Annotated in this window: 23 protein-coding genes and 3 pseudogenes; 18 read left to right on the plus strand and 8 right to left on the minus strand. The window is 36.1% G+C overall.

Annotated elements, in window-relative coordinates; genetic code table 11:
• Positions 1-35: 35 nt before the first annotated feature.
• Entirely contained in the window at positions 36-1,598 is a 1,563-nt protein-coding gene (tnpC, locus tag MKZ25_RS09090; protein ID WP_340732393.1) for an IS66 family transposase, read from the plus strand.
• 71 nt (positions 1,599-1,669) lie between these two features.
• On the opposite strand, the pseudogene MKZ25_RS09095 reads toward tnpC, so the two are convergent.
• Positions 1,670-2,117, minus strand: a pseudogene (locus MKZ25_RS09095) (transposase); the annotation flags it as partial.
• Between the two features lie 224 nt (positions 2,118-2,341).
• On the opposite strand from MKZ25_RS09095, the gene MKZ25_RS09100 reads away from it, so the two are divergent.
• Positions 2,342-2,677 (plus strand): STAS domain-containing protein, encoded by a 336-nt coding sequence (locus MKZ25_RS09100; protein ID WP_340718275.1) that lies wholly within the window; start codon positions 2,342-2,344, stop codon positions 2,675-2,677.
• Between the two features lie 154 nt (positions 2,678-2,831).
• On the opposite strand, the gene MKZ25_RS09105 is transcribed toward MKZ25_RS09100, so the two are convergent.
• Positions 2,832-3,695, minus strand: a complete 864-nt coding sequence (locus tag MKZ25_RS09105) for a manganese catalase family protein (protein ID WP_340718276.1) — start codon at positions 3,693-3,695, stop codon at positions 2,832-2,834.
• 153 nt (positions 3,696-3,848) lie between these two features.
• On the opposite strand from MKZ25_RS09105, the gene MKZ25_RS09110 reads away from it, so the two are divergent.
• Positions 3,849-4,472 (plus strand): DUF421 domain-containing protein, encoded by a 624-nt coding sequence (locus MKZ25_RS09110; RefSeq protein ID WP_340718277.1) that lies wholly within the window; start codon positions 3,849-3,851, stop codon positions 4,470-4,472.
• 160 nt (positions 4,473-4,632) lie between these two features.
• Here the strand turns inward: MKZ25_RS09110 and MKZ25_RS09115 are convergent, their stop codons facing one another.
• Complete coding sequence (locus tag MKZ25_RS09115; RefSeq protein ID WP_340718278.1) at positions 4,633-5,175, minus strand: recombinase family protein; 543 nt, start codon at positions 5,173-5,175, stop codon at positions 4,633-4,635.
• Between the two features lie 93 nt (positions 5,176-5,268).
• On the opposite strand from MKZ25_RS09115, the gene MKZ25_RS09120 reads away from it, so the two are divergent.
• Together MKZ25_RS09120 and MKZ25_RS09125 are read left to right on the plus strand one after the other, a co-directional pair.
• The gene (locus tag MKZ25_RS09120; protein WP_445326860.1) at positions 5,269-6,696 is read left to right on the plus strand and encodes a SulP family inorganic anion transporter; all 1,428 of its coding nucleotides are present in this window, start codon (positions 5,269-5,271) and stop codon (positions 6,694-6,696) included.
• Positions 6,697-6,709: 13 nt separating this feature from the next.
• A complete protein-coding gene (locus tag MKZ25_RS09125) occupies positions 6,710-7,123 on the plus strand; it encodes a universal stress protein (RefSeq protein ID WP_340718279.1) in 414 nt (137 codons plus the stop codon).
• A 75-nt stretch (positions 7,124-7,198) separates the two neighbouring features.
• Here the strand turns inward: MKZ25_RS09125 and MKZ25_RS09130 are convergent.
• The 3 genes and pseudogenes from MKZ25_RS09130 to MKZ25_RS09140 all read right to left on the minus strand — a co-directional run.
• Positions 7,199-7,282, minus strand: a pseudogene (locus tag MKZ25_RS09130) (IS3 family transposase); the annotation flags it as partial.
• A gap of 241 nt (positions 7,283-7,523) precedes the next feature.
• Entirely contained in the window at positions 7,524-8,351 is an 828-nt protein-coding gene (locus MKZ25_RS09135) for a hypothetical protein (protein WP_340718280.1), read from the minus strand.
• A 127-nt stretch (positions 8,352-8,478) separates the two neighbouring features.
• A complete protein-coding gene (locus MKZ25_RS09140) occupies positions 8,479-8,826 on the minus strand; it encodes a helix-turn-helix domain-containing protein (protein WP_340718281.1) in 348 nt (115 codons plus the stop codon).
• 126 nt (positions 8,827-8,952) lie between these two features.
• On the opposite strand from MKZ25_RS09140, the gene MKZ25_RS09145 reads away from it, so the two are divergent.
• Entirely contained in the window at positions 8,953-9,945 is a 993-nt protein-coding gene (locus MKZ25_RS09145; RefSeq protein ID WP_340718282.1) for a DGQHR domain-containing protein, read from the plus strand.
• A 335-nt stretch (positions 9,946-10,280) separates the two neighbouring features.
• On the opposite strand, the gene MKZ25_RS09150 is transcribed toward MKZ25_RS09145, so the two are convergent.
• A complete protein-coding gene (locus tag MKZ25_RS09150; RefSeq protein WP_340801192.1) occupies positions 10,281-11,507 on the minus strand; it encodes an MFS transporter in 1,227 nt (408 codons plus the stop codon).
• A 1,018-nt stretch (positions 11,508-12,525) separates the two neighbouring features.
• Between MKZ25_RS09150 and MKZ25_RS09155 the strand changes: the two genes are divergently transcribed.
• From MKZ25_RS09155 to MKZ25_RS09195, 9 genes and pseudogenes are all read left to right on the plus strand, one after another.
• Positions 12,526-12,786: a metal-sensitive transcriptional regulator gene (locus MKZ25_RS09155; protein WP_340718284.1), complete on the plus strand. Its 261-nt coding sequence runs from the start codon at positions 12,526-12,528 to the stop codon at positions 12,784-12,786.
• 50 nt (positions 12,787-12,836) lie between these two features.
• The gene (locus MKZ25_RS09160; RefSeq protein ID WP_340718285.1) at positions 12,837-13,313 is read left to right on the plus strand and encodes a DsrE/DsrF/DrsH-like family protein; all 477 of its coding nucleotides are present in this window, start codon (positions 12,837-12,839) and stop codon (positions 13,311-13,313) included.
• A gap of 64 nt (positions 13,314-13,377) precedes the next feature.
• A pseudogene (locus tag MKZ25_RS09165) lies at positions 13,378-13,665 on the plus strand (rhodanese-like domain-containing protein).
• A 13-nt stretch (positions 13,666-13,678) separates the two neighbouring features.
• Entirely contained in the window at positions 13,679-13,975 is a 297-nt protein-coding gene (locus tag MKZ25_RS09170) for a rhodanese-like domain-containing protein (RefSeq protein ID WP_340718286.1), read from the plus strand.
• 62 nt (positions 13,976-14,037) lie between these two features.
• Complete coding sequence (locus MKZ25_RS09175) at positions 14,038-14,598, plus strand: sulfurtransferase TusA family protein (protein ID WP_340718287.1); 561 nt, start codon at positions 14,038-14,040, stop codon at positions 14,596-14,598.
• 1 nt (position 14,599) lies between these two features.
• Positions 14,600-14,995 carry a DsrE/DsrF/DrsH-like family protein gene (locus MKZ25_RS09180; RefSeq protein WP_340801193.1) on the plus strand — a complete coding sequence of 132 codons (396 nt, stop codon included), beginning with the start codon at positions 14,600-14,602 and terminating at the stop codon, positions 14,993-14,995.
• 119 nt (positions 14,996-15,114) lie between these two features.
• Positions 15,115-16,242, plus strand: a complete 1,128-nt coding sequence (locus MKZ25_RS09185) for an MBL fold metallo-hydrolase (RefSeq protein ID WP_340718289.1) — start codon at positions 15,115-15,117, stop codon at positions 16,240-16,242.
• A 122-nt stretch (positions 16,243-16,364) separates the two neighbouring features.
• Positions 16,365-16,592 carry a sulfurtransferase TusA family protein gene (locus tag MKZ25_RS09190; protein ID WP_340718290.1) on the plus strand — a complete coding sequence of 76 codons (228 nt, stop codon included), beginning with the start codon at positions 16,365-16,367 and terminating at the stop codon, positions 16,590-16,592.
• An 81-nt stretch (positions 16,593-16,673) separates the two neighbouring features.
• Positions 16,674-17,453: a sulfite exporter TauE/SafE family protein gene (locus MKZ25_RS09195; RefSeq protein WP_340718920.1), complete on the plus strand. Its 780-nt coding sequence runs from the start codon at positions 16,674-16,676 to the stop codon at positions 17,451-17,453.
• A gap of 305 nt (positions 17,454-17,758) precedes the next feature.
• On the opposite strand, the gene MKZ25_RS09200 is transcribed toward MKZ25_RS09195, so the two are convergent.
• Positions 17,759-18,700, minus strand: coding sequence for an ATP-dependent DNA ligase (locus MKZ25_RS09200; RefSeq protein WP_340718291.1), 942 nt, complete (start codon positions 18,698-18,700; stop codon positions 17,759-17,761).
• Positions 18,701-19,187: 487 nt separating this feature from the next.
• Here MKZ25_RS09200 and istA point away from each other — a divergent pair, with 487 nt between their 5' ends.
• The 3 genes from istA (at position 19,188) to ligD (ending at position 22,583) form a co-directional block, all read left to right on the plus strand.
• Positions 19,188-20,741: an IS21 family transposase gene (gene istA, locus MKZ25_RS09205; RefSeq protein WP_340716296.1), complete on the plus strand. Its 1,554-nt coding sequence runs from the start codon at positions 19,188-19,190 to the stop codon at positions 20,739-20,741.
• Entirely contained in the window at positions 20,741-21,493 is a 753-nt protein-coding gene (gene istB / locus MKZ25_RS09210) for an IS21-like element helper ATPase IstB (protein ID WP_340716297.1), read from the plus strand. Before istA ends, istB begins: the two co-directional genes overlap by 1 nt.
• A gap of 226 nt (positions 21,494-21,719) precedes the next feature.
• The gene (gene ligD / locus MKZ25_RS09215) at positions 21,720-22,583 is read left to right on the plus strand and encodes a non-homologous end-joining DNA ligase (protein ID WP_340801194.1); all 864 of its coding nucleotides are present in this window, start codon (positions 21,720-21,722) and stop codon (positions 22,581-22,583) included.
• The last annotated feature ends 39 nt before the right edge of the window (positions 22,584-22,622 follow it).

Below are 22,622 nucleotides of genomic sequence, written 5' to 3' on the forward strand. Positions count from 1 at the left end.
TATAATCATTCATAACTTAAATTGAACGAAATGTGGTGAATGATTTGGGAAACGCTTCAAATGAAAAAGTGATTCAATTATTGGAAGAACAATTAGCCTACACAAAAGAACAAAATAAAAATTTAACCAAACAAATTGAAGCATTGACTGAACAAATTCGCCAATTAACAAAAGCTTTATACGGTTCTAAATCAGAAAAATCAAAGTATCAAGCACCAGATGGACAAGGCTCATTATTTGAAGACGATCCGTCTTTTAACGAACCTGAGCAAACAGAAGAACAAAGCACCGAAACGGTTAGTTATACGGTTACTCGTAAAAAGACAAATAAAAAACGAAATGACTCGTTTCATGAGGATATAGAAATTGAAGAAATTCATCATCACCCAGCCAACTTAGCTTGTGACTGCTGTCTTGGGGAGATGGTAGAGTTCAGTTCAACGTTGATACGTGAAGAGGCAAAATTTATTCCAGCCTCCCTGAAGCGTGTGCAACATTTTGAACATGTGTATGAGTGCAAAACGTGTAAAAACGATGCCCTACTAAAAGCTCAAATTAAACGAGGTAAAGCACCGCAAGGTCCAATCCAAAGAAGCATTGCCGGTCCTACTGTTTTGGCAAAGCTTATCTACGATAAGTTTATCCAGTACTTACCTCTTTACCGTCAGGTAAATGAATGGGAGCGCCATGGACTACATACAAATGATAAAAATCTATCCAATTGGGTAATACGTGTGGCAGAGGATTGGCTTCAACCGCTTTATAATTTGATGAACCAATTATTAACGGCAAAATCTGTGTTGCATATAGATGAAACCTATGCACAAATAATTAAGCGTTCAGATGGAAAGCCAGCTCAATCAAACGCTTATAACTGGGTATGTCGCAGTGTACAAAGTGAAGGTCCCATTATCGTTCTATTTAAGAGCGCTCTTTCTCGAGGGCGCGCTGTATTAGAAGATTTAATTAAGGGATTCAAAGGCACTGTGATCTGTGATGGGTATTCAGCTTACGGTCAATTACCTCATGTTCAATTCGCCAACTGTTGGGCTCACGTACGCCGTTATTGGCTAAAAGCCGATAGTAAAAATGGACGAATAGGCGTGCAGTATTGCGATCGGCTGTTTCATATCGAACGAAAAATCAAACATCTTTCACCGGAAGAGCGCGTGCAAGTTCGCCAACAGGAAGCAAAACCGATCGTCGATGAATTTATGGATTGGATTGATCGTTCGCCTTTCTTCGGTAAAAATGCCATTGCGAAAGCAGCTGAATATACATTAAGCCGTTCATCGGAGTTAAAGGTTTTCCTTGAAAATGGGTATGTCGCCATTGATAACAATCCCGCTGAAAATGCCATTCGTCCAAATGTCATTGGTCGCAAAAACTGGCTCTTCTCCGTGAGTGAAGCAGGTGCTAATGCGAATGCCATTTGTTTGAGTTTGGCTGAAACGGCCAAAGCAAACGGAATTGATTTTTATCAGTACTTGGTAAAGCTGATGACGGAATTACCTAATATATCGTTTCATCAACAACCTGAGATTTTACATAATTACATGCCATGGTCAGAAAATATTCAAGCCACATGTGCAAAATAGCCAGCTAACTGAAAAAAATTTCAGTTAGCTGGCCGTTCGTCGTGCGTACCGTGAAGGTGCGCTATTTTTTATATTTCGGGCTTACGATTAAACCTTTCAATTTCCCCAATTTCAGAAACAATCGTGGCAGCGATTTTTTTTCCGATTCCAGGAATTGATTGGATAATCTTAGATTCTTCAATACTTTTTGTTAAAACATCTATCTCATTTTCAAGTAGGGATAGATGTTTTTTGTATTCAAAGAGCATATTAACATACATATCTAAACTTAGGGAAAGACTAATATAAAGCCTTCTGAAAAGGGTTTTGAGCTGCTGCAGTCATTAGCTTTTCGGCCTGTTGATTTGCCCATTATAGAGAACGAGAATTACAGAATTCTTTTATTTTAGTTGTTAATACTTCATTATTGGCTTTCAATATATCTTTTGATGTAGGAAATGCCTGTAGTATTTTTAAAGAAACATCCGAATATAAGTCTCCAAAAACATTACTATATTCAGGGAAAACTTGATCTAAAACTGTAGGGGTTTAACGCTCGAATAAGGGTATCATGCCCGCCACTCCAAATGAAGCCGAGCTGTGCGTCTGAAAAATACACAGTGGGTTAAGTGGCTCACTATTGGGTTGCGATATATACACAAATCAATGACGAAGGATTATTCTTCTTTTCTAATCTAAATAAAAATGGTTAAATAGTCTTAAGGGAGACGAATATTACTGTAGATTAACGGAGGGGAAACTAAATGAATTTAAAATTACAAAGGCGGGAAATTGGTGATTTACTCTATGGATTTATTGAAGGTGAAATCGATACTCATACAGCACCAATATTAAAAGATGAATTAGGGTTAATTGTTTTGTCGGACGGTTTGATTATAAAATTAGATTTATCCAAAGTAACTTATATGGATAGTAGTGGCCTTGGTGTACTTGTAGCCTTCTATAAGAAAGTAATTAAAGAAAACACTTCACTAATATTTATTAACCCATCTGCAAAATTAACAAGAATATTTAATATAACGGGCCTTAGTCAGTTTATAGATATTGAAGTAAAAAACGAGAAAATTCTAGAAGTGTAATTAATATTAAAAGTAATAACGATGATTACCTATTGTTTTTTGAATAAAAAAACAATGTCTCGAAATAATTCGAAGTCCAATGGAGTGATAAATAAAAAAGAGGGCGATAAACACCCTCTATAGTTTGAAGTCTTTTCAATTGAAACTTTAGCTTTTATTCTTGTGTATAGTTTGCTGATTCCGTTGAGGGAGCAGCCTCTCCGGGAATTGGTGTATTATGAATATAAGCGGGTGCTTGCCCCAGTTTAGGTACTTGTCCCATTGCTTCAGGATTTGCAATATATTCAAAATTAGCCTGCTTATCCATACTTGGTCCGGAAGCCCATCGCCCTTGTGAACTTTCTTCCCCTTTTGAGAAGTTCATAAAAGAGTAAGAGACTTGCTGTTTTTCAAGTCCTTGTGGGAAGGTACTAGGAACAATTGGCTTTTGTTTTTGTTCTAACTCTTCTATAGCAGCCATCCATTGATTTTGGTGCATTGTATCCCGAGCAATTAAAAATGATAGCATATCTCTTATACCGGGGTCTGTTGTAGACTCATATAATCTTACTACTTGTAATCTTCCTTGAGATTCAGCGTTAAGATTTGCACGAAAATCCGCCAAAAGATTGCCGCTAGCAATCGTATAGCGTGAATTCCACGGGTAACCCACACTATCTGTTGGGGTTGCACCTAGTCCGGAAACAATAACATGTTGTGGATTCATTCCACCTAAGACGGCTCCTATTAGAGGATCTTTAGCAGCTTGTTCTTGTTCATTCACGGGAGCTCCATCAAGTAACTGGGCAATCATTGTGGTAATCATTTCGACATGTGCGATTTCTTCAGTACCGATATCTAAAAGCATATCTCGATATTTTTCTTCTCCTCGACAGTTCCAACCTTGAAATAGATACTGCATCATAACCGTTATCTCACCGAATTGTCCACCTAAAATTTCTTGAAGTTTTTTTGCATAAACCGGATCTGGTCGTTCTGGTTTAGCATTATATTGTAATTCTTTAATATGGTAGAACATTAAAAGCCCCTCCTTTAATTTTCCTTTTTATTTTAGACATTAAAATTCATTTTTAATCCTAAACCTTTTTAGGATTGTTTAATCATTGAATAGTGATAATAAATTTGGAGAAGCTATTATTAATTCTTTTAATGAACGGTGGTTATCTGTTAGATGGAATGGGATTATATATGGAAAGCTATATTAGTTGTTGTTGCGGGAACAGTTCTCTTGAGAATTGCAGGCAGGAAGACAATTTCACAAATGACATTGGCTGAAACAGTTATTATGATTGGAATTGGGTCATTACTTATTCAACCTGTAGCCGGTAAGGATATTTGGACAACCATATTAGTTGGAGGTGTGCTTGTTGGGACACTGTTAGTGATGGAATATATTCAAATAAAATCTGATATTATTGAAAAATTAATTACAGGTAAAGCAAAAATTGTAATAGATAATGGAAAATTGAATAAACAAAATTTAAAGAAACTTAGGTTATCCGTAGACCAACTGGAAATGAAATTGAGGCAAAATAGTGTATCTAAAATAAGTGACGTGAAATGGGCAACATTAGAACCGAATGGTCAATTAGGTATTGAGTTAAAACAAGATGCTCAACCTGTAACGAAAAAGGATTTCGAAGAATTTAAAAGAAATATGATTAGTTTAATAACTAATAATTCTCAAGATAATCATACAAATGAAGTAACCAATGAAGGAAATAATCAAGAAAATATATTCTTAGAAATTCAGAACAAGGGTCACCAGTCGCCACCACCAAAGGACCTACAATAATAGGGACTGTGTTCATTGGATACAATGATAATATTATTGTGACGCTAACTATAACTCCACCACTACTTATAAGATTTAATTTAGGGAAGTGAACGAGTATATAATACTGAAAAGCATCTGTTGGTTTACTCTATGCACAGATGCTTTTTTAATAGGTCCTTTATTCAATAGTTTCAAGATAGCGGTATAGTGTCGATTTACTAATGCCTGTCTCATTTTTAATATCTAAAAGTGTAAATTTCCCGGACTGATACATATCAATCGCTTTCTTCACATTATCATCGGATTTTTTAGGGCGCCCGATAGATTTACCTTTCGCTTTTGCATCCGCCATACCTAAAGTAGTCGATTGCTTAACGATATCGCTTTGAAATGTTAAAAAGAAGTGTAAAACCTGTTCAAGCGATTTTCCGAGTAATTGTGTAGATGTAATATTTTCCTCCATGAAATGAAGCGTGACTTGATCACGTTTACAAATTTTAAGTAACTCCTCTAAATGCCTCGTAGAATCGGCAATACTAAAGAAACGTAGTACTTGAATCGTATCTCCTTTTTCTATTGCCATGAGTAATTCTTCAAGAGCTATCCGCTTTTTTGCACGGCCATGATTTTCAGTGAAAACTTGGTCACAATTCATTAAAGCAGCCGTTTGTATGTGCATACCTTCATCGTTGTATAGTGGTCGTTGATAACCGTAAATCATTCATTTCACTCCATTTTCGTCCCATAAAGGTTCCTTTTTGGGAAAAGTATGCTATGATATTCTAGGAATTTATTTTATATGAAGGAGAATATCATGCAAAGTTTAAAACAACAATGGTTCGGTAATGTACGTGGAGACATCTTATCAGGGATTGTCGTGGCATTAGCGCTCATTCCAGAAGCAATTGCCTTTTCCATCATTGCTGGTGTCGATCCAATGGTCGGACTTTATGCGTCATTTTCTATTGCAGTTATTATAGCATTTGTTGGTGGCAGACCGGGAATGATATCTGCTGCAACTGGCGCAATGGCATTAGTTATCGTTAATTTAGTAGCAGATCATGGATTACAGTATTTATTAGCAGCCACAATTTTAACAGGGGTTATACAAGTACTATTTGGCGTGTTTGGCATTGCGAAATTAATGCGCTTTATTCCGAATTCAGTTATGTTAGGTTTCGTGAATGCTTTAGCGATTCTTATTTTTATGGCACAAGTACCCCATTTTTTAGGTGAAGGGACAATGACGTATGTTTTTATAGCCGTTACATTACTTATCGTCTATATATTGCCACGTTTCTTTAAAGCGATTCCAGCTCCATTAATCGCGATTATATTATTAACAGCAGTCACATTTATGTTTAATGTGGAATTAAAGACAATTGGGGATTTAGGTTCAATTACACAGAGCTTACCAAGCTTTTTCATTCCAGATGTACCGTTAAATTTAGAAACATTGTCGATTATTTTCCCATATGCACTTGCACTGGCATTAGTTGGCTTAATGGAATCTCTGATGACGGCTCAAATTGTCGATGATATGACAGATACGAAATCAGACAAAAACCAAGAAGCACGTGGACAGGGAATTGCAAACTTAATTAACGGTTTCTTCGGTGGGATGGCTGGTTGTGCAATGATTGGCCAATCGATTATTAATGTCAAATCTGGTGGGCGAGGTCGCCTATCTTCACTTGTTGCAGGTTTATTCTTAATGTTCTTGATTTTAGTACTTGGGAATGTTGTAGTAGATATCCCAATGCCTGTACTTGTAGGAATTATGATTATGGTGAGTATCGGTACATTTGATTGGGGTTCGTTTAAATATCTTGCAAAAGCGCCTCGGACAGATGCGATTGTGATGCTTGCTACAGTTGCAGCAGTTGTATATACACACAACTTAGCAATTGGCGTTGTTCTGGGAGTAATTTTAAGTGCATTATTCTTCGTAGCATCGATTTCAAAGGTTCGTATCCATCAGAATAGAGGTGTGTTTATTGTAGAAGGGCCACTGTTTTTCGCATCGACACAAAACTTTATTCAAACGCTTGAAGAAGCAAAAGAAAATTATGTCACGATTGATTTAACAAGTAGTCATTTATGGGACGAATCCGCTGTTGGTGCTGTTGTAAAAGTCGTCACAAAGCTGGAAGAGCAGGGTAAGACAGTAAAAGTCATCGGTATGAATCCTGCGAGTGAAAAGCTCTATAAACAATTATTAAATGTTAGTGTGTCACATTAAAGGGGGATTCTTTATGTATCAGCATATTTTATTAGCGGTTGACGGTTCTGAAAATGCTGTGCGTGCAGCTAAAGAAGCAGTGAAAATTGCTTCAGATGCTTCATTAATTGAAATGATATATGTTGCAGATTTTGAAAAGGCAAAAACCGAAGTTTTACATGCAAAGTCCAGCGAAAGTTTAATGTTGGAGCGTAAACGTAAAATAGCGCCAATAGAAGAAGTTTTAAGATCCGCTGGTAAGCAATTTAAATTAACAATTTTACATGGTACACCAGGCCCTGAAATTGTGAAATATGCTAATGAGAAAAAAGTTGATCTTGTTATCATAGGTAGCCGTGGCTTGAATTCATTACAGGAAATGGTATTAGGTAGTGTAAGCCATAAAGTAATGAAGCGTGTTCATTGCCCAGCATTAATTGTGAAATAACGTGATGTAATTAAAAAGTACTTATCACCTTTTGCACCCCAAAAAGTTAAATATTATATATTAAGTTAGGCAACTTCAGGATTGAATTCGGTATTGTACCGGACTCAATCCTTTTAATTTTTCTATAATCCGTTTGTGATTATAATACAATCGTAGATACACTTACTGCCCACTTGTATTTGTAAACCCAGACACATAAGACGTAATAGGGATTGTGCCTGGAGAATACTAACTGAGGCTAGATAAACGGCTTTAGAGAAAAAAGGTTTATTAAATACTTTAACTTATTAAAGAAATAAGCTGCGAATAAGAAAGAGTATGTTTTGATTAATCTTAATCAAAACGCTCTTCTTATTGTTTGAGATTAATAAGATTAATTAAACTTTATTACAAAGCAGCATTAATCAAGATTAATATCCTTGTTAGGTAATCTATTGAGTCCCTCTAGTTTAAAATTTACCGAAATATCATAATCATTTTGAAATGAATGTTTAACAGTACTTCTTCCAATGTAAATGTCAGTATCCTTTTCATATTTATTATTAAATGAATCATAATAGGTTACTAATACTTTCATTCTAGGAATTAATTTAGAGTCAAAATGAATACAATTTAAGAGTATAGCAATATTAAAAATCGCTTGATGACTTTTATTTAATAGAAAAGAAACTGATTGCTCTGGTCGTATATAATTAAAAGACTGATTATCTGTTGAATCCATATCATAATTGTGCATAGACTTCTTTTTAAAATCTTCACCGTATTCATACTGAAAAAATTCCATACCGTAATCAGTATACAAATTTCGTAAATTAAAAATTTTATCCTTATCCAATTCTATTAATTCATTGAGATAGTCTTTTTCAATATATGCCTTGAGTGATACATACTTTGCCACACCATTTCCAATATTCGTTATTTTAACTGGTAGAGGATTAACCTCACTGAATGAATCTCCAATGTTATTGCTCCATGAGGCAGCAAATAAGATTTCTTCATTTTGAAAATTAACAAATAACTCAACCGGTTCGATAAATAAATCTGGTTCTTGTGAATGTGTTCTTTGTAATTGCATTTCATAAACTTGTCTAACAACAGCCTTTAAATTAATCATAGTAAGTATAACGGTTATTACTGCAATAATAACCCCAAATATTGTGAAAATAGAAACTAAATTTTGTAGCAAATTTGATTCTGAATTTAAAAAATTAAGAAATTCATCTATCAAAAGTCTTCCTCCCTGCAACTAATGTTTAATTGTATTATATCAATTCCATATAGTAAGTGATAATAACCAGGATAAAAAAACAGCAATTCCATGATGGAATTGCTGCTCTAACTATATAGATACATATTTATTTATACATTTGTTTTATTTCTTGAACAATATTAATAATTCTACTTATTTCACGCTCATTAAAGTCATTCATTATGTTTAATAATACCTTTAGCTTCTCTTGCTTATTAAAAAATTGCTCATCAATGTCTAATCCTTCAAACTTTAATAATTCGATCGGTGATATTTCTAATCCATGCGCTATTTTTTCAAGTGTTTGCATAGTAATATTGCGTTCTCCACGCTCAACACCTGCTAAGTAAGTGGTATGTAAACCGCATTTTTCGGCCAATTCTTCTTGCGTTAAACCATTAATTTTCCTAACTTCTCTAATGTTTGCACAAATAACTTTAATTAGTTCTGACATTTTATCACCTCACTTTAAGATTATGTGAGATTTAAAAATCCAAAAGATAACCATAAGCGCAAAAAACTTGAATACTATACGTAAAAGTATTATTATACTTAGTAGTAACAAAAAGGAGTTAAGAAATTGAGTAATTTATTAAATTCTAATATTGCAATAGAAAATGTTGTTCAGACTAAAATGAGAGGCAGAGTAGCATATCAAGGTGCTGTCTCGTCGCAAATTGCTATACAGTTTTCTTATTCTAAGCTCTATAACGATCCATCAGGAAAAGGTTACCAGCGCCCAATAACGAAAAAGCGTTGTACTGATTTTGCGAATTATTTATCACAAGGTGAAGGCGCACTTTATACGCCTATTCTTTTAAATGCAGCAGGGAATTGGGAGTTTCATGCCTACGATAAAAATCGCCCGTCTTTTGGACGATTATTATGTAAAAACAAGGCCGCTTTGATGGATGGCCAACATCGTCTCGGAGGAATCAAAGAATATATGGAAGAGACAGGATCTACATTAAATGTCCCATTCCTAGCATTTCATTATTTAGATGAAGATGAAGAAATTTTACTTTTCGATGTCATAAACACGAAAGCAAAGGGGATTGGGACTTCATTAAGCCGTTATCTCAACCGAAATACGGATGATTTAAGCTGGGTAGCTACAAACCTCATTCTTAAACCCGAAAGTCCTTTTTTCTCTAAAGGAACTTTAATAGGTATGCGAAGTAAAGAGCGTAATATCACATTACAAAATCTTTATAATATCGTTCATCTTCTTACAAAAGGTTCAGAGTTAGCTTCACTGCCGAAAGAAAAAAAGTTAAATTTAGCGCTATTTTACTTCAATTTAATTAAAGAATTGTTTCCCGATGAGTGGGAGGATAATAAATTATATAGAATGACTCACATAACTTGTTTAAATGCATTAGCGATTGCAGGTAATACGATTCTAAATGAAAATTATCTTTCAAAATCGCAACAACCGGATTCAGTTAAAATCGCTAACAAAATGGCGAATTTAAGTAATATAGATTGGCTTTCTATTGGAGATTTAAAGTATTTAAAAGGGGTAGCCGGATCTAAAATGTTGGCTAAAGACATTTTGAATTGTGTTAAATAAGAATTTCAAGCTGGCTAAGCAATATGCTGTCAGCTTTTTTATTTTAAAAAAGTGAAATGGAAAAGATGTAAGCTGCCGACTTGGCACTCAAGTAGGGGACATTGATTACAAACAGTTGCTGGAATTGTGAAAGTACCGCTATAGGCATTTTGTGCGATGTGTTTAAATGATAAAGCTTTTGCAAATACTAAGGGGTTTGTCATGAATGAAAATGGCGTGAAAACGTCTTTTGTTAGACAAATCACACGACAAGATATGTTAAAGTAGCGAAAATAAAAATAGCATCAACAAAAGCTCATCGAATCGGTGGGCTTTTGTTGGTGCTGAGATATTCGTTATGAACGTGTTTTATTGGTTGCCCAGTACAAGACCGGAAGTAAAATAAAGCCGATTACTCCGCCTACAAATGCCAGTGTACCAAATGACGACATAGACATGAATACGCCTGACAGTAAACCAGCACTTGCACCGAAAACTGCAATGGATACATCGGTTGTTCCTTGGACCTTCGCACGTGTTTTCAATGTCGTCCCGTCAATAATGAGTGCTGTTCCACTAATGAGACCGAAATTCCAACCAACACCAAGTAAAGTTAACGCAATCGTAATGCTAAGTAGGGAATCAGCAGGTGAAAACGTTCCGATGACCCCTGATAAGAATAAGGTAACCGATGAAGCGATAATCATAACTGAACGCCCAAATTTATCGACTAACGCCCCCGTCACAAGGGACGGTAAATACATGGCTCCAATATGCATACCAATGACTAAACCAACTGCCGATAAGGAATGCCCATGATGCGTCATATGAATCGGTGTCATCGTCATGATGGCGACCATAATGACTTGTGTAACAATCATTACGATTGCACCTAAATAAATGAGTGGTCGCTTTTCAGTAGATTCGGTCGTTACTTGCGTCTTCGTTTCAATTGTTCGGGCAACGAGCAGTGGATCTGGTTTTAGTAAAAAGAATATAATGACGCCCGCTAAGCCGTAAGCTACAGCTGCTAGGATAAATGGTCCTGTTAATGTAGGAAGACCGATTGAATCTGCCATTCTACCAGTCGGTGCAACAAGGTTTGGTCCTGCGACAGCCCCAATCGTTGTAAAAACCATCGCCAAGCTAATCGCTTTACCTCTCGTCGTAGGAGTAGCTAAGTCGGTGCCTGCGTAACGAGCTTGTAAATTGGTCGCAGTCCCTGCACCATATAAAAATAAACTACTAAAAAGTAGCACAATGGAATCAATCGCTGCTGCATATATAACCCCGAGTGCCCCAATCGTTCCAATGAAAAAGCCTGTTGCTAACCCGATGCGGCGTCCCCTTTTATGTGAAATCGCCCCAATGGAAAAAGCGGCAAGTGCTGAACCGAGTGTAAAGAGGGCTGTCGGTAACCCGGCAATGGCATCACTCTCCATCATGTCCTTTGCTAAAAGAGCCCCAACTGTTACACCTGCTGCTAAACCTGCCCCACCAAAAATTTGAGAGGTGATAATAATCCAAAGTGTTCGTTTATAGAGTTTGCGTTGCTGTTGTTCTGAAAGCACTTCAGTATGCATATAGTCCCAACTTTCTTAAATTGATTATATTTTTGTAAAGTTTCTTTTGTTCGTAAATAGTTAAAGCTTGCTAGCATTGGTAAAACAGCGATAATCCCCATCGCAACCGGTAGCGAGTGCCAGTCCGCTAACAGCCCTGCAAATAGTGCTCCGAACGTGGAGTCACTGTTACGCCAAAAACGATAAATTCTCATTAATGAGCAAGCCATCTTGTTGGTGCCATATCACTAATGGCAGTTTGTAGCGTTGGATAAACCATCGCGGTCCCAAGTCCAACTAAAATTGCTCCAATGAGCCATGCCATATAGGAATCCTCAAGTAAAATAAGCCAAATCGAGCTCGCCTGTACTCATATCCCGCCCACAATCAGTCCTTTACATCCAATTTTATACAATAAGCCACCTGTGAACAATTAGAAAATTCCCCACGTTGCATGATAAACAGCAATGATCCAACCCATTTTGCCAACAGTTAAACCACCGGATAGGTGTGCGGAGATAATATAATTATTTAATTTTATAATAAAGTCCTTTAAAAAATAATAAAGTTGTTTAATTCATATTGAACTAACGAAGCAGGTTAGTGAAAGAAGGATTCTTTAACCCAAAGAAGTATATTTTAAAGTAAGTTTACTTTTATAATATCTTTAAAACCTAACAAAGTAGGCAATTTTCATTTACGATTCCCTCAGTTAAAATAAAAACACATAATTTAAAACATTAATTCAATTAAATTCAATTAAATTAGAAAGGGGTTAAAAACCTGCTGTTTTTGCTTTTAATTGACCATCAGCAAAAAAATAAGAAAGCTTTATACATAGAGTATAGGGCTTTTTCTTTTAGTAAAATCTTAAAAGGAAAGAAATAATTATTAGGAAAGTATATTTAAAGTTATATAAGAGTAATTTACGCTAATTTAAAAACTTTTAAAAAAAGTGAAGTAAAAGCGTTGACATATACCTATAGGGGTAGTAGTATGTGTATTAGATTGATGCGCAACATGTAAAGAGGTGAACATTATGCAATACGATGCGAAAGTCACAGTCCGACTAAAAAAAATTGAAGGTCAGCTGAAAGGGATTTTACGTATGATGGAAGACGAAAAAGATTGTAAAGCCGTTATTACGCAGCTAAGTGCCGTTCGTTCTGCTGTCGATCGTTCAATTGGTGTGATTGTTACTGAGAATCTCGTGAGTTGTATGTCAGAAGAAAATAAAAAAAGTATGAATCAAGATGAAATGATCAAGCAAGCAGTTGATTTATTGTTAAAAAGTCGATAGGACTTTTATTTTTAAATAATTTAATACCCCTATGGGTAGTGGAGGTTGCGATGGAAAAGAAAAGAACAACAATCGTTTTATTTAGTGGAGATTATGATAAGGCCATGGCGGCTTACATTATTGCAAATGGTGCAGCAGCGTATGATCATGAAGTAACGATTTTCCATACATTCTGGGGAATTAACGCATTACGCAAGCAAGAGCCTGTTGAAGTGAAAAAAGGCTTTTCAGAAAAAATGTTTGCCAAAATGATGCCACGTGGTGCAGAGCAATTAGGTCTATCTAAAATGCAAATGGCAGGTATGGGTCCTAAAATGATTAAGCACGTAATGGAAAAGCATAATGCCTTAACATTGACACAATTAATCGAAATGGCACAAGAACAAGACATTAAAATTGTAACTTGTACGATGACAATGGATTTACTTGGCTTACAAAAAGAAGAGTTATTAGATGGCATCGAATATGCGGGGGTAGCTGCCTATTTAGCAGACGCAGAAGATGGCAACGTAAACTTATTTATTTAAGGGATGCGAAATGGAAACTTAGATTGAACTTGAAGTACTTATTAGGATTTTAGCATGGCGTATGATGCCAACAAAAAGTGTAAAGGCGATTACAACGGCACAATTGAAATCGATTATTAACGATAAGGACAAATTTTTTATCGATGTTCGCACACAAGGCGAGTATAAAGCACGCGGTTTATAGCAGTTTAAAAACTTACCACTTGGATCAGCCTTTTCAAAGCTACCAAAGGATAAAGAGATCGTTGAGATTTCTCAAAGCGGCATGCGCTTAAAGCAAGCATGTTTAAAATTAAAGAAGTTAAGGTATGAAAAAGTAACGAATGTCCGTGGTGGCATGAGTGAATACTAAGGAGGAACTTTTAATGAAATCCATTTCAACAACAGAATTACAAGCGAAAATTGAAGCTGGTGAAGCAGTTAACTTAATCGACGTGCGTGAAATAGGAGAAGTTGAAGCAGGCCATATTCCTGGTATTACACATATTCCCCTTGGTTTATTGGAATTCCGTATGCATGAATTAAATAAAAACGAGCATTACTACATGGTATGCCGTTCAGGTGGTCGCAGCGGTCAAGCAACACAGTTCCTTGAGTCCCAAGGATTTAACGTAACGAACATGACAGGTGGCATGTTAGATTGGGCTGGAGAGATAGAGTAATCCGCTTCTTAAGCAAAAAAAATTTATAAAATAATATACCCTAATAGGTATGGAGGTACATGATGATTAAAGCAGACGTAAAATTAGACGCAAAAGGTTTAGCTTGTCCAATGCCAATCGTGAAAGCGAAAAAGGCAATGCAAGGCTTAGAAGATGGTCAAGTATTAGAGGTAGTGGCAACTGATAAAGGATCAAAGGCGGATCTAGCAGCTTGGGCAAAAACAGTTGGGCACCAATATATCGGTACTACTGAAGAAGGCGACGTTTTATATCATTACATCCGCAAATGTAATCCTGAAACGAGTGCAGCAGCTGAAAAAACATTCGAACAAACAGCGACAAATGAAGAAGCGATCGCAGCAGGCGCAACGATTTTAGACGTGCGTGAAGCAGCGGAGTACGCATTCGGCCACATCCCAGGTGCAAAATCAATCCCAATGGGTGAGCTTGCAGACCGTATGGGTGAATTAAATCATGACGAAGTCATTTACGTGATTTGCCGTACAGGTACGCGTTCAGACATGGCAGCAAAACAACTGGCTGAAGCAGGATTTACAAAAGTATACAACGTCTTGCCTGGAATGACAGGTTATGAAGGCGAATTACAGAAAGAGGTAGAGTAAAATGACAAACAAAGTAGCAATCATCGCAGCGAACGGCGGACTTTTCGATGCGTATAAAGTATTCAATATCGCAACGGCAGCAGCAGCTTCTGAAAAGGAAGTAGAAATTTTCTTCACATTCGAAGGCTTAAACTTAATCCACAAGCAAGGTATGCATGCATTAGAAATGCCAGCAGGTAAAGGGCATTTTGCCGAAGGCTTTAAAAATGCACAAGTACCAGCCATTCCACAATTAGTAGAAATGGCTCAGGAACTAGGTGTGAAATTTGTAGCTTGCCAAATGACAATGGACGTAATGGGCTTAACGAAAGAAGACTTCGTAGATGGCATCGAAGTTGGTGGCGCCGTAACTTTCCTAGAATATGCAAAAGACGCAGCACCAACATTAACTTTTTAATTAGCGGTATTCAATTTACCAAATTGTTTTATATAATACACAATTTTCTTTACTTGGTTTCGGTAGCTTTATGCTACCAAATCAAAAAACAAAAATTGTCCCTATGGAGGTAATTAATTATGACAGTAACAGCATGGACAGCGGCTCAAGTAGCACGCAAAGTAATTGATAATAAAGAATTATTCATTTTAGACGTTCGTAATGCAGATGCATTTGAAGACTGGAAAATTGACGGTCACAAATTCGAGTATTTAAACATTCCTTACTTCGAATTATTAGACGGTGTAGAAGAAATTTTACCACAAATTCCTGCCGACAAAGAGGTATTGGTTGTTTGTGCAAAAGAAGGTTCTTCCATCATGGTAGCAGATATGTTATCTGAAGCAGGTCGCGAAGTTGGCTACTTAGAAGGTGGTATGAAATCTTGGTCAATGTACCTTGAACCAATTAAAGTCGGGGATCTTGCAAACGGCGGTGAACTTTACCAGTTCGTACGCTTAGGTAAAGGCTGTCTTTCTTACATGGTGATTTCTGAAGGCGAAGCAGCGATCATCGACGCAGTACGCTTCACAGAAGTATTCACAAAGTTCGCTGAAGAAAAAGGCGTAGAAATTAAGCATGTATTCGATACACACTTACACGCAGACCACATCTCAGGCGGTCGTCATATCGCTGAAGCTACTGGTGCAACATACTACTTACCACCGAAAGACGCAGAGGAAGTTGTATTTGACTACGCACCACTTGAAGACGGTTTAAAAGTACAATTAGGTGCTTCTGAAATCGAAGTAGGCGCACTTTATTCACCTGGTCACACAATCGGTTCAACATCATTTGTCGTCGACGGTCAATACTTATTAACAGGTGACATCTTATTCATCGATTCAATCGGTCGTCCAGACTTAGCAGGACTTGCTGAAGACTGGGTTGGTGACTTACGCGAAACATTATATTCTCGCTACCGCACATTAGCAGAAGACTTAATCGTTTTACCAGCTCACTTTATGATCATTGACGAGCTAAACGAAGACGGTACAGTTGCAAAACGCCTTGGTGATTTATTTGCTGAAAACCACGGGCTAAACGTGGAGGACGAAGCAGTATTCCGCTCAATGGTAACAGATAACTTACCACCACAACCAAATGCTTATCAGGAAATTCGCCACGTTAACATGGGTAAAATTACACCTGATAACGACGAGCAAACGGAAATGGAGATTGGTCCAAACCGTTGCGCAGTACGCTAATTTAGTTTAGCAATGAGATGTTACACCTATGCGTGCCTTACGCTCAAGAGGCACGCAACCTGGTTACACGATAAACTTATAGGTCGCTTACAACAAACAAATTTAAGAATAGAGGAATTTCAATGAATATTACACAAACATTAGATGCAAAAGGCTTAGCATGTCCAATGCCAATCGTAAAAACGAAAAAGGCAATCGATAAAATTAACTCTGGTGAAGTACTTGAAGTTTTAGTAACAGATAAAGGCGCATTAAACGATTTCAAAGCATGGGCAGGTGCAGGCGGCCACACAATCATAGAACAAAAAGAAGAAGCAGGCGTGCTTTACTTCTACATTCAAAAAGCATAATTTAAAAGGTTGTAAGCTGTCGACGCAACAAGTTGTGAAGGCAGCTTTCTTCATTTCAGAAAGAAGGAAAAGAACATGGAAATGGATTTATCTATCATGTATATCGCCGTAATTTTTGGGCTTGGCTTTATCGGTTCATTTATTTCAGGGATGTTAGGTGTCGGTGGTTCAATTATTAAATATCCGATGCTGTTATATATTCCACCACTATTTGGTTTAGCAGCGTTTACGGCACATGAAGTATCTGGCATTAGTGCCGTTCAAGTACTGTTCGCATCGATTGCGGGAGTTTGGGCTTATCGTAAAAGCGGATTACTGCATAAAGAGTTAATCATTTATATGGGGGCTTCAATTTTAGTTGGTAGTTTTATTGGTAGTTACGGCTCGGGCTTCTTATCGGAGAATGCGGTTAATATTGTATACGGAATGTTAGCTGTGATTGCGGCTATTATGATGTTTATTCCGCGTAAAAAAGTGGAGGACACAACAAATATTACGTTTAATAAACCGTTAGCGGTAAGCTTAGCGTTAATCGTCGGCATTGCATCAGGGATTGTCGGTGCAGCAGGTGGCTTCTTATTAGTACCGATTTTGTTAACGGTGCTTAAAATTCCAACACGTGTTACAATTGCGACAAGTTTAGCTATTACGTTTATTTCATCAATCGGTGGTTCAGTTGGTAAAGTGATGACGGGTCAAGTTGAGTACTGGCCAGCATTCATTATGATCATTGCGAGTATTTTAGCGGCGCCACTGGGGGCAAAAGTAGGCCAAAAGATGAATGTCAAAGTATTACAATGGTTATTAGCAGTTATGATCGCAGGTACTGCAGTTAAAATTTGGATGGATATATTAGGATAAAATCCAACAGGGGAAAAAGTAAAATAAAAGAATTGCTGACGATGTTTCAAAAAAGGACGTTTAATTTATTCTATTAAGAATAAAGTTGTAAACCTAAACATTTTCACAGACATATGAATTAAACCAAAAACGCTTTATGGAAGAATATATCTACCATAAGGCGTTTTTAGTTCTCTGTTATTCGATTAAATTCCCAATTACTAGTTTATACCGTTAAGTAAGATATTTGTGTCAAACAACTATGAGAAAATTTCAGAACGAATTTTCTAACTTGAATTAAGTTTATAAGGGGACAGGGAGTTGGACTAATCGAAAATTAATTTACATTCTTCAGGATTTATTGATACAAAAGCTTCGATAACTGGTTGTCTTAACTTTTTTCCATTAATCCATTCAAGAAAGTGAACTTTCACAGTAATTAATGGTTCTATCCAAACACTATCTTTACTAATAAAGTTTTCAAAAGGGGAATTATTCCTAATAAATGAATTTATTCCTACAGTAAACTGCAACCAGTCTTCCTTTGTTAACTTTCCAGTGCCAACACTACCTATATAAACTAATTGTTTATTTTCATTATATAATCCTAAGTGAAGAGATTTTACTAATGAGCCATTTAAGGTTACACCTCCAACTATAGCAACTATATCTTGATTTTTCTTTTTCTTTAGCCATCTGTTATCTTTACCATTTATAATATAAGTGCTATTTATATCTTTGAAAACTGCGCCCTCCAAGTCATTTTCTATACAGGCATCGAAGAGTGCTTCAGTATCAGAAAAGTTCTCTACAACTTGTACATGGCTATTTGGAATAATCATTTCTTTTAAGATTTTTTGTCGTTCAATTAGTGGTAGGTTTGTAATCCATTTATTATTAATTGATAGCAGATCAAAAACCATATAAACAATCGGTGTATTCTCAATAAGTTCTTTGTTTTTCTCAATGTTTTTAATTTTATCTCTTTTCATAACCTCATAAAATGATGGAACACCATCTTTAAAAGCTATTACTTCGCCATCAATAATAAAATTCTTAGTATTGGAGTACTCTTGTGGAGTCATTAACTCAGGGTACTGTTTTGAACGTTCATTTAAGTTCCGGTTGAAAATTTGTATGTTTTTATCAGATGAATAAACCAAAATTCTAGTTCCATCCCACTTCACTTGTCCAATCCAATTATCATCATTAGGAATTATCTCTGTAACAATAGGTTCAAAAGGTTTTATCGGCTTTATTTTTGTCATAGTATTTTTTCCTTTTATATTTATCATTTACAATTACTCTGTGATTAATGTGCCATTATAAAGAATTTTTTATTTAGGGAGTTAAAATTTGTCAGTATAACACAGATAGTCTGATTTAAATGTAATTTTAAAATCGATTAATCTATATTAACTTGGACAAACTGAGGAAGAGGTGATTTTATTGCAGAATATCTGGAAAGTTGATGGAAAAAAGTCGGAATTTAGTGGTTTTTTTTTGTATTGGGTTTTAATAGTCAGAATGAAAATTTCCTGGTTGGTTTAAAGAAAGATGATGCTATTGTTCAAATTGGTACCTTTTCAAAGGGAATGAAAACAAACGAAAAAGATTCTTTAATCCAATCCATTATTAAGAATGAAAAGAGAAGAGTGTATTTGTTAAGCTAAAACTGAGCCACAAACGCAATTGAAATATGAGCCACTTTATATCAAAATAATCCTAACTGTTAAAAGTTAGGAGGATATAGAGGTGATCAGTTTGGAGAAAAAGCAATTGGTATTGATTGAGTACTACCAGCACAATACAAGTCAGCGTCAAATTGCAGAGAAGCTTAATATGTCACGAAATACTGTTAAGAAATATATCGAACAAGACTTAGCGGCAAGACAACAAGATACAAGGAATTTACCGATTACAGATAATTACGTTACGCCTCCGGCATATAAAAAGCGTAAGGGAAAAAAGAGAGCTTTAACAAATACGGTGATGAAGCGTATTCGCGAGATGATGAAACAGAATGAAAATAAGCGTGAAGTAAATATGCATAAGCAGCAATTAAAGATTATTGATATACATGACAAACTTTTAGATGAAGGGTTTAAAATCGGCTATACGACAGTTCGCAATTTCGTGAATCGTGAGGAAAAGAAGCAAAAGGAAGTATTCATCCGCCAAGAGCCTAAAGTTGGTCGTGAAATTGAGTTTGATTGGGGAGAAGTAAAGTTATTTATCGATGGAAAACTAAGAAGTTTTTCAATGGCCGTATTTACTCTAGCCTATAGTAACGATCGCTTTGCGCGACTCTACGAATCAGAAACAATGGTTTGTGTACAGGATGCACACGTAAAATGTATCGAAGCTTTAGGCTTTGTGCCACACGTTTTTACATACGATAATATGCGTACAGTTGTCAAAAACTTTATCGGTTATGATCGTTTTATTACCGACGGTATGAAAAGTTTATCCTTGCATTATCATTTTCAAATACGACTTTGTCAGCCTCGTAAAGGCAATGAAAAAGGCCATGTGGAGCGAAGTGTGGAATACATACGTCGCAAAGCATTTGCGCATCGAGATACGTTTGTTTCTTTAGAAGAGGCACAGGAGTATTTAGTTTCTATTATCGAAAAATTAAATGGTCGCGTTCATTATTTGAAAGAGAAAACACATCATGAATTGATGTTGGAAGAAAAAGCTGAACGAGCTGGCAGTTTAACAGCGGCACCGTTCGACCCTGCAGAATTAGTGGAGCTACGTGTGGATAAATATAGTACGGTTACCTACCGTCACAATCGCTACTCTGTACCCGAGGGGCATGTAGGAGAATACATTAAGTTAAAAGCTCGTGCAGAGGAAGTGCTTCTATTTAGCGAAGGTGAATGCATCGCGAAGCATAAACGAAGCTGGCAAGTTCATGCCTGGGTGATGAATATCTACCACTATTTAAACACCTTGGAAAAGAAAAAAGGTGCCTTAGCCCAAAGTGAATGTTTGAGCCAAGCACCAAAAGATATAAAAAATATCTACCACCGCTATTATATCGGAAATGAAAAAGATTTTCTAGAACTACTTGTTTATGTCAAAGAACGAGATTGCCTAACAAGAGTACTAGAAGTCATTACTGAACTAGAAAAGAACCCTTTGGTTCATCTAACAACGGAAAAAATCATTTTCTTAGCAGAACAGTCAGCTGAAGTACGTACTGTTTTAACTGGCCAAGATGATGTCACCAGTCAATCTTTAGATAATTTATCTTCATTAGCAGCATTATTTCATTCTAAAGGAACAGGAGTGGTTCATTAATGGACAAGCAAAAAGAGATGATTGAAATGTGTAAAGAATTACGTTTACCAAGTATTCGTTCTTTACTTGAACAAGAAGTATTATTTGAACAACATACAACCCCGGCTGACTTTCTCTATTTCGCTTTAAAACAGGAAATGGAGGACCGATACGTGCGAGCAAAAGCTAATCGAATTCGATTAGCCAACTTCCCAGAGAAAAAGCTATTAGAGGAATTAGATGTAGAGGCACTGCCGCAAAATGCGGCGGTTCGCCTTCCTCATTTGAAGGAACTAAAGTTTATACAGGAGAAGCAAAATGTATTATTAATTGGCTCACCTGGTACCGGTAAAACCCATCTTGCGATTGGATTAGGCATTGAAGCCTGTTTAGCGGGCTATAAAGTGTATTTCACAAGTGTAGCATCACTTGTGAATCAATTAAAGGAAAGCCGTTCTGCGAGAACATTGCGCTCCTTTGAACTAAAATTTGAGAAGTATGATTTAGTCATCATCGATGAACTCGGGTACATTTCATTCGATAAAGAAGGAGCAGAACTTCTGTTCACGCACTTATCGTTACGTGCCGGTCGAGCAGCGACAATTATAACAAGTAATCTAACGTTTGAACGCTGGGAAGAAGTATTCCACGATCCAGTATTAACATCAGCTTTAACCGATCGACTCACGCATCGAGCGCACATCATCAACATGATTGGTGGCTCCTATCGAATTTTAGAAACGAAAGAATGGATCGAACAGAGCAATTTTTAGTGGCTCATATTTTAATTAACAATTGGCTCATATTTAACTTGCGAAATACAGAAGAGAAAATGGAAATATCTTAATCGAACCAGGAATATGTGTAAAATTATTTTTTAAAACGATAAAGGAAAATGAGTTAATAAATCCTATATTTAATTCATTTCAACTAGAGATTAGCTGGGAGAATTGTACATGGGACAGATTAATTATAGATAATACACTAGTTGAAGGTGGAATGAAGTTAACTCACTCTAAAAAAACTTTATGGAAGACACCTTATATTAATAAAGAAGGGTTTCTATCTTACTTAATTCAGGTTTCTTCGTATATGTTACCATTTTTAGAAAGACGAACTTTAACTACTATTCGTTATCCACATGGTATACCTGGTGATTTCTTTTATCAAAAGAATTGTCCAGATTATGCACCTAGCTCAATATTGACGAAATCAGTAGAGGGCATAAATTATATAGTTTGTAATGAATTATCAACTTTACTCTGGCTAGGTAACCAACTTGCAATTGAATATCATATTCCATTTCAAACAATTGATTCATTAAAACCATCAGAAATTGTTTTCGACTTAGATCCGCCAAGTAAGGGGGATTTTCACTTGGCAATAAAAGCAGCATTAGAAATGAAGAAAATTTTCGACAGCTTGGAAATAAGAAGTTACCCAAAACTCTCTGGTAATAAAGGTCTGCAAATTCATATACCAATTAAGGTAAATTCTCTTACGTATGAGGATACTCGAATTTTCATGTACTTTATAGCGAAATATTTAATCGAAAAATTTCCTGATGATTTTACAATTGAAAGGTTAAAGAAAAAACGAAATGGTAAACTTTACATCGATTATCTGCAACATGCAGAAGGGAAAACAATTATATCCCCTTACTCAACCCGTGGACAAGAAAATGCCACAGTTGCTGCACCCCTTTATTGGGAAGAAGTGAACGGAAATTTAAGAATAGAGAAATTCAATATTCCATTTGTACTTGATCGACTTTCAAAAGTTAAATGTCCAATGGATGATTTTTTTATACAGGAGAATGCAAATCTATTAGAAATTATTTCTACTTTAAAGGTAAATCTTTAGAGATAATTCTGATTAAATGTACATAATTGGCACAGTTAT

It is taken from the genome of Solibacillus sp. FSL W7-1464, assembly GCF_038004425.1.
Taxonomy (GTDB): Bacteria; Bacillota; Bacilli; order Bacillales_A; family Planococcaceae; genus Solibacillus.